10 protein-coding genes and 1 pseudogene are annotated in these 10,327 nt (G+C 59.3%); 8 read left to right on the forward strand and 3 right to left on the reverse strand.

Going from position 1 to position 10,327, the window contains the following annotated elements; all coding sequences use genetic code 11:
- Nucleotides 1-607: 607 nt before the first annotated feature.
- Complete coding sequence (locus IP81_RS21025; RefSeq protein ID WP_054109055.1) at nt 608-1,015, reverse strand: hypothetical protein; 408 nt, start codon at nt 1,013-1,015, stop codon at nt 608-610.
- On the opposite strand from IP81_RS21025, the pseudogene IP81_RS21370 reads away from it, so the two are divergent.
- Nucleotides 941-1,213: pseudogene (locus IP81_RS21370) on the forward strand (IS110 family transposase); the annotation flags it as partial. The gene IP81_RS21025 and the pseudogene IP81_RS21370 sit on opposite strands and share 75 nt — an antisense overlap.
- 421 nt (nt 1,214-1,634) lie before the next feature.
- On the opposite strand, the gene IP81_RS16205 reads toward IP81_RS21370, so the two are convergent.
- Together IP81_RS16205 and IP81_RS16210 are read right to left on the reverse strand one after the other, a co-directional pair.
- Complete coding sequence (locus IP81_RS16205) at nt 1,635-2,465, reverse strand: alpha/beta fold hydrolase (protein WP_197274673.1); 831 nt, start codon at nt 2,463-2,465, stop codon at nt 1,635-1,637.
- Nucleotides 2,466-2,725: 260 nt separating this feature from the next.
- On the reverse strand, nt 2,726-3,277 hold the full coding sequence (locus tag IP81_RS16210) for a cupin domain-containing protein (protein ID WP_082356243.1): 552 nt from the start codon (nt 3,275-3,277) through the stop codon (nt 2,726-2,728).
- A 578-nt stretch (nt 3,278-3,855) separates the two neighbouring features.
- Here IP81_RS16210 and IP81_RS16215 point away from each other — a divergent pair.
- The 7 genes from IP81_RS16215 (at nt 3,856) to IP81_RS16245 (ending at nt 10,154) form a co-directional block, all read left to right on the forward strand.
- Nucleotides 3,856-5,070: a CaiB/BaiF CoA-transferase family protein gene (locus tag IP81_RS16215; RefSeq protein WP_054109058.1), complete on the forward strand. Its 1,215-nt coding sequence runs from the start codon at nt 3,856-3,858 to the stop codon at nt 5,068-5,070.
- Between the two features lie 3 nt (nt 5,071-5,073).
- Nucleotides 5,074-5,670 (forward strand): glutathione S-transferase N-terminal domain-containing protein, encoded by a 597-nt coding sequence (locus tag IP81_RS16220; protein WP_054109059.1) that lies wholly within the window; start codon nt 5,074-5,076, stop codon nt 5,668-5,670.
- 28 nt (nt 5,671-5,698) lie between these two features.
- Entirely contained in the window at nt 5,699-7,006 is a 1,308-nt protein-coding gene (gene fahA, locus IP81_RS16225; RefSeq protein WP_054109060.1) for a fumarylacetoacetase, read from the forward strand.
- A 114-nt stretch (nt 7,007-7,120) separates the two neighbouring features.
- The gene (locus IP81_RS16230; protein ID WP_054109061.1) at nt 7,121-7,552 is read left to right on the forward strand and encodes a Zn-ribbon domain-containing OB-fold protein; all 432 of its coding nucleotides are present in this window, start codon (nt 7,121-7,123) and stop codon (nt 7,550-7,552) included.
- On the forward strand, nt 7,545-8,687 hold the full coding sequence (locus IP81_RS16235) for a thiolase family protein (RefSeq protein ID WP_054109062.1): 1,143 nt from the start codon (nt 7,545-7,547) through the stop codon (nt 8,685-8,687). The genes IP81_RS16230 and IP81_RS16235 overlap by 8 nt, the downstream gene beginning before the upstream one ends.
- Nucleotides 8,688-8,701: 14 nt before the next feature.
- Entirely contained in the window at nt 8,702-9,541 is an 840-nt protein-coding gene (locus tag IP81_RS16240) for an IclR family transcriptional regulator (RefSeq protein WP_054109063.1), read from the forward strand.
- Between the two features lie 19 nt (nt 9,542-9,560).
- The gene (locus tag IP81_RS16245) at nt 9,561-10,154 is read left to right on the forward strand and encodes a glutathione S-transferase family protein (RefSeq protein WP_054109064.1); all 594 of its coding nucleotides are present in this window, start codon (nt 9,561-9,563) and stop codon (nt 10,152-10,154) included.
- Nucleotides 10,155-10,327: the final 173 nt, after the last annotated feature.

A 10,327-nucleotide genomic window follows, 5' to 3' on the forward strand; every position in this document is an offset into this window, starting at 1 on the left:
GGTCTCGGGCGCGAGGGCGCGCAGGTCGGGATCGAGGAATATCTGGAAACAAAGTACGTGGCCCTTGGCGGACTGGCAGCGGGCTGAGCTGAGTTGAGGGTGCAGTAATACCCTGCAAAGCCGCAGTTATCCCTGCTTCGTCGTCAGATATCGTGCGCTTTTGCAGCATCGGGTGATGCTGCTCCATCAACACCAGCTCCGAGATCCACACCAATTGGTTGAGGCTGACAAGACCATGCCCGAGCCGTTAGACCGGGCGAGGAGGATCTCCCCGAATGAAATCGGGTGGCTGGCAATGATCGCCAGAGCCAGCAGGCTGATGGCGACGACGCAGGGAATAGCCCGTGGGGTTGCAGTGGGGTGATCGGCGAGCGCGGTCATGGATTTGCTACAGCGATTTACGGCCATGCCGCCAGTCCGGCGCGTCAGGTCGGACGATCCAGCGCCCCTCTCCTCAGCCTTCCGGCCATATCCGCGACGCTCCGATGCATCCCCAGACCCAGGGAAAGATCGAGCTCTAGCACCAGACCATCGAGCATCGGCGCTTGCAACGCCGCAAGCTTGCCGCCTAACATCAAACCCCAGACGAGGTCCGCGCTCCGCTAATTTACGCCGCGAGCTGCGCCAAATGTTCTGACGACGGACTGAAGGTTTCTTCAGCACCAATATCGTCTATTGCAGCAAAACATTGCTGTCGAACTGCGATCTCTCGCGTTTCACCTTCCCGGCGGGCGAAACTGTCAACGTCAGGCTTGGCAGTCGCCATCCCGAAGGCACCTGGATAGCATCGATCTTTGCCCGCAATTTGACGCAGGACCGTCAACCCATCGGCTTCCTGCCGCTCGGCTTTGGCCGACAGGATGATCTTGGCCTTCAGGGTTGGCCGGTTGCTGGGCGCAGCGCTTCCCTTCCCCGAACCGAACGTGCACCTTTCGTCGCGATTGCCCTGGTTCCCCGGTAATACACGACCGGTGGCAAGCCAAGGCTCGGCGGCAGTGACAACAGGGCCAACCATTACCTCAGACGGCAACTATTGCATGGCGCGCGCTCCGCTTTGTTGCGGATCGCCAAATATGATGACCAGCGCTCGAAATGGGTACAGGCCCTCCAAGCTAGGGCTGGCCACAACAAAACCCTGGTCGCCATGGCCAACAAAACCGCACGTATGGCCTGGGCGATGCTGCGCAATGGTGAAACCTACAAAATGGCATGACGGCGAAGCGGATCGGCGAAAAATCAATCAGACGGGTTCAAACGCGAGGGGTATCTTTGATGGTGTAACGGCACGGACCATCGCTTCACAGCCTGTAAGGAACGATCGCCTTCGATGCCGCTCATCTTAAAAGGAATGAACCGCGCGGATTGCCACATCCTTGAAACTGGCAATGACAGCTTCCGCTTCAGGGCAAGCTCTGCCGCACCCAAATCCAGAAAAGGATAGCCTCCATCTTGACCTTGCCCGTTCAGGTTAGCAGATAACCTGCACCCACCCGGGTCAGTTCTCGGTGCTACTCAAAATTGCGCCCTTCGGCCGCGGAAAGGCCTCCGGTCTCGGTCGTGAAGGTGCGCAAGTCGGTATCGACGAATATCTCGAAACCAAACATGTAGAGATTGGGGGATTATCGGCCGGCTGATCAAAAGCCCGGGGCCTGCCGGCCGACGTGCTGTTTCTGGTGTGTGCTGGCCAGAAACGCTGTCACCACGGAATTGAATGGGTCGGGTTGTTCCCAGTGGCTCGCATGGCCACTTTCGCCGATTATCGTCAGTCGGACGTTGCGAAACTGTTTTGCCAGAATACGGGCGAGCGCAGGTGGAGCATAAAGATCCGCATCCCCATAGACTAGGAGGACCTTCAGGTTCAGCGCCTGCAGGTCAGCATAGCTGGGGCCACCGCTGCCGCGTACTCCGGCCCGCATGACAGCCGCAGCATCGGGGCGTTGCCCTAACTGTGCGGCAAGCGAACCCTGTTCTATGTCGAGCCAGCGTTGCACACCTTGCGGGTTAGCGATTCGGTAAGAACCAGAGAGCTCCTTGAATTCCGATGGGAGGGCCTGAAAGCCCTGTGGCAGGACAACGTCAAGCAATCGCACGAACTCGGGCTGGTTCAACCCGAGCAGGCTGTTTGCTAGGGTAAGCGATAGCACGCGCGTTTCGTTGGCGACAGCAAAGCGGATCGCAACGAAGGCGCCCGAGGCAGATCCAAGCAGGTGAAACCTGTCCAGGCCAAGCCCATCTGCCAGTGCCGCTAGGTCACGTGTTTCTAGCGTGTTGTTCGGGGCTGCGCCGGTGCTGGATTCCAGCGTGCCACGCCGCCAAGGCGCAATCACCCGGAATCCGGCAGCGGTGAGGGCCGGTAATTGATAGTCCCAGGATCGCCCGGTTCCCGTTGCCGCATGAAGCAGGATCACCGGTTCACCGTTACCGCCCGTATCAAGGTATTTCAGCCTGCCCTCGGGAACATCCATGAACCTTTCCTCGGCTTTCGCCGCAGGCGGCGCAGGGATGCTGGCCGGGTCCCTTCCGGGGATGAATTCAAAGCATCGCGAGGTGCCAAGCTTTCCGGCAGCAGGACTCGCAGCATGGGCCCGGACCGCGACCGGCGCTAGCATGCAGGCTGAAAGACCAAGCTGCAAGGCACGACGGCGGTGCAAGGGGAAACTGGAGGGTGCAGGTGCCATTATGTCCTATCCAATCTGTGGGGCATGCGTCCCGAAGCTGCAGCAGGTCATGATTGCAACGAGGGCGGTGCGACGTTCAGGTGAAGATCCGGCAGGAGCTGCGCCAGTGCCGGCGCAAACTCCGCGTCGACAAGCACAAAGAGCATGCGGCAGGTGCGATCCGAACGGTTCTCCCATGCGTGATCAGTTCCGCGCTGGATCAGCACATCGCCGGTTTGCATCAGGCGTTCGCTGTCATCCAGAACGGCGTGGATTTCTCCGTCCAGGACCACTGCATAGTCAATCGTGCTGGTGCGGTGCATTGAAGTCGGACGTCCGTCAGGGCGGACAGCCATGTTGCGATAGTTGCCCGGATGAACGTCGATTATGCGGATGATCGTGCCCTGAGACGGAGGGGGCAGTTGCAGCGGGCGATCGTTCGGCTCAGCGGGTTCAACCGCGTGGATGAGTGTCGGGCTGCCCATCGTGTTCCACAGTTCATAGTAAGTGACGCGGGCGTTGCTGGCGCTGCCGAACTGGGGCGAAGGACCATCTTCCAGGAAGATGGACTTGCCGGTTGCATCGTGGCCGGTAACGATGCGGCGAACTGCTTGACTCATGAAACCATCTTCCTTCGCCGAATTGATCGGTTGCGCCGAAATGATCGGTCTTGCGCACAAACTTGGCGCGCCTGTTCAGGCAGGCGCGAGGCCCATGCACGGTGACCTGCCTGCAGGACAGGCGCTAAGGCACTTCAGCAGAGCGGCGGATTACCATTCCCTTACCAGCATCCCTCCATCCGATCCAAGTTATTCCGGTAAACAAAACTGTATGTCGGTCTAGGCTCATGAGTCAAGCAACACCTTACAATAGCGTGATAAGGAATTTTTATGCTGCAAATTCATGATGTTCGATACAGAACATTGGTATAAGTTAACAGTGGTCCACAGCCCTCCAGTCCTTGCGAGTCCGTACATCGGAAAAGTTTTCCGTTACATTGACAAGCCGAGCCAGTGGTGCGAGGAAGCTGAAAATCAAAGCCAAGGGAGCGACGCAATGAAAATGGAACCGCGCTGCCCAGCACCCCTCACTTCATCGATGACAACCCTGCCTGCCCGTCGCCGGGCCTATGGCACCGGCCGGATGGCCGCTGGTGTGCCGGCGATCGACTTATAGGCCTCATAACAGGATTCCGAGCATGCGCAGTCCCCCACTGTCCGGCGTCAGGATAGTCGATTTCACGACATTTCTGTCGGGACCGTTCTGTACCCAACTGTTTGGTGATCTTGGGGCAGACGTAATCAAGATTGAATCATTCGAGGGCGACAGTAGCCGCTCGATTCCCCCTCACTTTGTTGATGATGACAGCGCCTATTATCTTTCGACCAATCGCAACAAACGGAGCATTGCGCTCAACCTCAAGACTCCGGAAGGCCTTGCGACGGCGCGCAAACTCATCGCCAAAGCCGACATTGTCGTCGAGAATTTTCGCCCCGGCATCTGTGCCCGGCTGGGGTTGGACCCGGCCGTAATCCGAAAGGATCAGCCGGAACTGATCTGGGTATCGATCAGCGGTTTCGGCCAGGTCAGCCCCTGGCGGGACCGCCCGGCCTATGACATGATCGTGCAGGCCCTTTCTGGCGTCATGAGCCTGACTGGTGAGGAGGGGCGATCCGCAATGCGCCTCGGTATTCCCGCAGGCGACATCATTGCCGGCATGTATGCCACGATTGCTGCCCTGGCGGCCCTTGCCCGCCGTGGACGGGACGGCGAAGGCCAGACAATCGACATCTCGATGCTGGATGGCCAGCTATCTATGCTTTCCTACCAGGCGCAATATCACCTCATTTCCGGGACAATGCCAGGTCCACAAGGCGCCGGCCATGACTCCATCCCGACCTATCGATCGTTTCGCGCGGGCGACGGGCGTGAATTCGTTGTCACTGCGAATACCGATGGGATGTGGCGAAGTATGTGCAATGTCTTGGGGCTGCCCGAACTGCCGGAATTGCCGGAGTTCGCAACCCAAGGGTTGCGCCTGGCCAATCGCGAACTTCTCTGGTCCAAGCTCGAGCAGGCGTTTCTTGCCCGTTCAGCGGTTGAGTGGGTTGAGGCCTTGACCAAGGAAGGGGTGCCGGTGGCTCTGATCAAGAATGTCGGCGAGGCCATTGCCGACGCGCGCGAGCATGGCCGCGACATGATCGTTCCGGTGGAAGGATATGGCCGCAATTTTGAGATGATCGGCAGTCCGATGAAGCTCGAAGGCGTGGATATGCCTCTCGATGCCCCGCCGCCGCTGTCGTGCAATGCCATGGAAATCTTGTCCGGCTTGCTGGGCTTAGACAGTGCAGAAATCGGCGCCTTGCAAGAAGCGGGCGCCTTGTTGCTTCCTCATGCTGTGAAGGAGAAATAGGCCGTGCTGCTTCGAGCAACCGTCAATTCACCATTCGGACGCAAGGTTCGCGTCACAGCCGAGTATCTGGGGCTCAGCCACAGGATTGAGCGCGTGGATGCTGACTTCCGCGACCCCGACGACGCGCTGCGCCGCGACAATCCGCTTGGCAAGATGCCGGTCCTTTTCAGCGAAGAAGGAATCCCGCTGTATGATAGCCGCGTGATCGTCGACTATCTCGACAGTCTAGCAGGCTGGACGCTTTGCCCGGCGACAGGGGAAGCGAGATGGCGCGTACTCCAGACGCAGGCCCTTGCCGACGGGATCATGGATGCCGGGGTGTCGATGGTAATGGAAAACGTCTTGCGCCCGGAGCAGATGCGCTTTGCCGATTGGCTGGATTTCCAGCGGGGCAAGATGGAGCGTGGGATCGATACCATCGCAGCGCTGGCAGAGCGCTCCTGCACTGTTGATCATGGCAGCATTGCGACAGCCTGCATGCTCGAATGGGCAGAGTTTCGACAGTTGATCGACTGGCGCAGCCGCCAGCCTGCCCTTGCCGACTGGCTTGACCAGTTCAACCAGCTGGTGCCTGCATTCAAGAACTCCGCGCCGCAATAATCGCACAACCTTGGTCACGGAGCTTCCGATGTCGTTGAATTTTACGCATGATCCAGCAGCGCGAAGCTGGGTTGAAACGGCGAACGATCCGGCATGCGACTTTCCGGTTCAGAACCTGCCTCACGGCGTCTTCTCTTGCCAGGGTCGGGATGCCAGTGGAGGGGTGGCGATCGGTGATGCCATTCTCGACTTGTTGGCATTGGCCAAGGCGGGTGTGATATCGACAGAGGCGCATCCTGTGCTGGAAGCCGCAGCAGAGGGTAGCCTCAACCGTTTTGTCGCGATGGGTAACCAGGCTGCATCCTTGCTGCGCGGCGAAATCTTTCGCCTGCTTGTGCTGGACGGGGCAGGGCCAAACCCCGTACGCGCCGATCCGCAACGGTTTATCGTGCCGTCAGCGCAGGCCATGTTGCACATGCCCTTGCGGGTGGGCTCGTTCACAGACTTCATGACGTCGGTCCATCACGTCACAGCGGCGCGTAAGGCCCGGCCGGCGCGCGAGCTGAATGAGAATTTCCTTCACTTGCCGGTTGCCTACAACAGTCGCGCATCATCGATCGTGCCTGACGGGGTGGCAATCGTGCGGCCGCACGGGCAAGTGCGCGAGGCTTCGGGACAGGTGGTGTTCCGACCCACCTCGCAGCTGGATTTCGAACTGGAATTCGGCGCGCTGATCGGCCCGGGCAATCCGCTGGGAAGCCGTGTTGGGCTGGACCAGACGGAAGACATGCTGTTCGGCTACGTGCTGGTCAACGACTGGTCCGCCCGTGACATCCAGATCTGGGAATCCCGGCTTGGTCCCTTCCTTGGCAAGAGCTTCGCGACCACGATTTCGCCTTGGATCGTCACCGCCGAGGCACTGGCACCATTTCGTGTCGCGCCGGTGCCGCGGCTTCCTGGCCAGCCCGCGCCCCTGCCTTACCTCGACAGTGCACGCCATCGCGCTGCCGGGGCGCTCGACATCCGGCTCGAAGCGCGCCTTTCAACCCGCAACATGCGGCAGGCGGGGCTCCCGCCCGAACGCATCGTGGCGACCAATCTGCTGCACTGTGCCTGGACCTTGCCGCAGATGACCGCGCATCACACCAGCAACGGGTGCAATCTGGAGGCGGGCGACCTGTTATCGTCGGGAACGGTTTCCGGCCCCACCGACGAGGAAGCCGCATGCCTGTTCGAGCGGACCGCCGGAACGCTGCCGCTCGACCTGCCTGGAGGCGAGCAGCGTCTCTGGCTGGAGGACGAGGATGAACTGGTCATCACCGGGCGGGCCGAGCGCGATGGATTCGCGAGTATTGGCTTTGGTCCCTGCGGAGCGCGCATCGCACCTGCCCGATGAGGCCGGTTGGAAAGATTGATCGCCATCAGATTCCGGTGTACGGATTTCAAATCCGTTAAACAGAAATCTTATATGGCGTTGCACAAGCTTGCCCGGAACTGAAAGGACTTCGAGTTGGACATCGACAAGGACCTGGGTGCCCGAAAGCCCGGCGATCATCTGCAACCGGTCACCGATATCCGAATGGAACCGGGCGAACATCTCGGCGGTGCGGGCGGGGAGCGCCTTCTGCAAGGTAGCGAGTGTGCGTCCTGCGGGGAAAAGGCCTTTCCGACGAGAGCATTCTGCCCGGCATGTGGCGGGCGCGACCTGGTGACGATCAGCCTGCCAGCCGAAGGCACTCTCTACAGCTATTCGGTGGTCCATGTCTCGTCCAGCAGGGCCACGCCCTATGCGATCGGCTATGTTGATCTTGCCAATGGCGTGCGTGTCCTTGCCGGCCTACGGGGCGATTCCACGCAGTTCCGGCTCGACGAGGCGGTCCGCCTTGTAGTTGATGGCGACGAATGGTCTTTCGCGCCTGAGTTGGAGAACGGCGATGCGTAATGTCCTTGTCACCGGCGCAGCCATGCTTCCGATGGGCCGCTATCCCGGCTCGTCCTATGCGGGTCTGGCAGTTCCACCGGTCCTTGAAGCCTGTCGCAATGCCGGCATTGCCCTCTCTGATGTCCAGGCTCTCTACTGCGGGCATGCCTTTGGCGGAATGCTCACCGGGCAGAGGGTCGCCAAGGAAATCGGCATCGGCGGCATTCCTGTCGTGAATATCGATAATGCCTGTTCGGGCGGCGCGTCTGCGATCCAGGCCGGCTATCGCACTATCGCCAATGATGAAGCGGAGATCGTGCTTGTCGTGGGAGTGGACAAGCTGACCCAGTTTGGCGGCGGAACCTTGCCACTGGTAGCCGAAGACGTGGAAGTGCAGCAAGGTATGGTGATGCCCGCACTCTATGCGATGCGTGCCCGCCGGCACATGCACGAACGCGGCACAACAGCACAGGATCTTGCCAGCGTCAGTGTGAAGGCACGTCGGCACGGCGCCTTGAATCCTTTCGCCCAATTGCAGAAGGAAACGACGATAGAGGACGTGATCAATTCGCGACCGATTGCGGATCCCTTGACGCTTTTCCAGTGCTGCCCAACGGGTGATGGTGCTGCAGCCGTAGTGCTCATGTCGGAGGCGGCCTGGCGCAAGTCCATGGTCCCGGCAATGCGCATCTTGGCGTCTGTCCTGCATTCTGGCTCTGTAAAAAGTGGCTTTCGCAACATGTTGCGCCCAGAGATCACTTATGAGTCTGCTCATGACGTGTTTGAAGCCGCAGGGATTGGCCCGCAAGATCTCGACATGGTCGAACTGCACGATGCCTTCACGATTGCAGAGCTGGTCTACTACGAAGCACTTGGCCTTTGTGCCGAGGGTGACGCGGTGGCGTTCATGCATTCGGGCGCGACAACCTTTGGCGGGAAAGTCGTAGTCAATCCGAGTGGAGGCTTGTTGGCCAAGGGGCATCCGGTGGGTGCGAGTGGTGTGGCCCAGGTAGTCGAAACGTTTTGGCAACTTACCCGGCAGGCCGGCAACAGACAGGTCGAAGGCGCAAGGAACGCCCTTACGCATGTGACAGGTGGCGGTATAGCAGGCCTTGATCATGGCGCTTGCGCAGTCCATGTTTTTCAAGCCCTATAAGGGTTGGGAATAAATTGGACACGAACATGATACAAACGCGAGGGAAGAAGACTTCGCAGCCGAACCTAGCAGAGGCTGCCGAGGGGACGGGAACCGTGCACCGTGCGGTCCGCCTGATCGCTGCTTTAGCTGCAACGCGCGGTGAAGTGGGAGTGGGTGACCTTGCCGGCCGGGTAGGCCTGCCCCTGCCCACGATCCACCGCTTACTCCATCTGTTGCGCAAAGAAGGCGTAGTCTCATGGAGTGAGGAGACACATCGTTATGCGATTGGTCCGGAGCTTTATCGCATCGCAGCGCAAGTCAGGGATTCAGTAGACATTGGCGACCTGGCGCAGCGTGAGTTGGAAATTCTTTGTGATCAGGTTCATCAAACCGCTCTTTTCGGCCTATACCAACCTGGCACACTCTCTATGTCGTTTGCCGCAAAGGCCGAGGCCGATCATCCGTTACAATACCGTATTCAGATGCACGTGCCCCTTTCGCTGGTCTGGGGGGCGTCTGGAAAGGCTATCCTTGCTTATCTAAGCGAAGATCAGATGGATCGTGCCCTTGCGAGCGAAACGGCAAACTCGGCGAGTGGCGCCAAGCTTCCTGAGAGGGAGCGGTTGTTGCAAGATCTGGCGCGGGTCAGGAAGACCGGATTTGCCGTCAGTGAAGGCGAAAAACTGTATGGCGCACGGGGCATTGCAGCACCGGTGTTTAACAGCAGCGGTATCGCAGGATCGATCTGCCTTACTTCGCCGCAAGATCGCATCGCGATAGACCGCATTGCCGAATTGGCAAAAATGGTGGTTCAGGCAGCTGCCAGACTTTCGCGCAGTTTTGGTGCCAGAATGGATAACGTTCTGGGATGATCGTTCCAGGAGTTTTCCTATGATCCTTCGTAGCTCGGCAACCTCACCTTTCGGGCGCAAGGTGCTTATCGCCGCCATGCGCCTCGGGTTTGGAGACCAGCTTTCGCTGGTGCAACCGGCGTTTTTGGATCCAGATGATCCACTGCGGAAAGATAACCCGCTCGGCAAGTCTCCATGCCTTGTATTGGCAGACGGGATTGCAGTGTTCGACAGTGGGATCATCGTGGAGTACCTTGATCATTTTTCAGGAGGCGGCTTGCTGCCTGCAGACCCGATGGAGCGTATCCGGATGCTGGTGCGACAGGCCCTTGCTGATGGCCTGGCGGACGCGGCGGTCCTAATGTCATCCGAGCGATTTTTCCGCTCCGAGGAGCAGGTCAGCGAACGCTGGCTGGATCATCAGCGCGGCAAGGTTGAGCGCGCGCTTGATGCATTCGTTGCCGAGCCGCCGGTACTTGAACCTGTCGGCATCGATGCAATCAGCCTCGCCTGTGCTCTAGGTTATCTTGATTGGCGCAAGCCAGTTCTCTGGCGCGAAACACATCCAGAACTGGTTGGCTGGCTTGAGCGGTTCTGCGTGCTGGTGCCAGAATACGCACAGACTCAGGCCTAGAGCGATTTTGAGCCGGGTGGAGTCACCCGGCGGCTCGGAAAACGCGGCAAACCAATGGATTAGAACGGTGGTCCTGATCGGTTAGGATCGGAAGCCGCTCTTAAGTCCTTCTCCAGAACACAATTGAATAGCCGGTCTTGGGGCTGAATTGGCGCAGAGAAATTTTTCTTGCA

Source organism: Novosphingobium sp. AAP83 (assembly GCF_001295795.1).
GTDB lineage: Bacteria > Pseudomonadota > Alphaproteobacteria > Sphingomonadales > Sphingomonadaceae > Novosphingobium.

Coding starts and splice junctions, on each gene's coding strand:
- IP81_RS21025 (WP_054109055.1), bottom strand. CDS start 1,015: ATGGTTGGCCCTGTTGTCACTGCCGCCGAGCCTTGGCTTGCCACCGGT.
- IP81_RS16205 (WP_197274673.1), bottom strand. CDS start 2,465: ATGGATGTTCCCGAGGGCAGGCTGAAATACCTTGATACGGGCGGTAAC.
- IP81_RS16210 (WP_082356243.1), bottom strand. CDS start 3,277: ATGAGTCAAGCAGTTCGCCGCATCGTTACCGGCCACGATGCAACCGGC.
- IP81_RS16215 (WP_054109058.1), top strand. CDS start 3,856: ATGCGCAGTCCCCCACTGTCCGGCGTCAGGATAGTCGATTTCACGACA.
- fahA (WP_054109060.1), top strand. CDS start 5,699: ATGTCGTTGAATTTTACGCATGATCCAGCAGCGCGAAGCTGGGTTGAA.
- IP81_RS16235 (WP_054109062.1), top strand. CDS start 7,545: ATGCGTAATGTCCTTGTCACCGGCGCAGCCATGCTTCCGATGGGCCGC.
- IP81_RS16245 (WP_054109064.1), top strand. CDS start 9,561: ATGATCCTTCGTAGCTCGGCAACCTCACCTTTCGGGCGCAAGGTGCTT.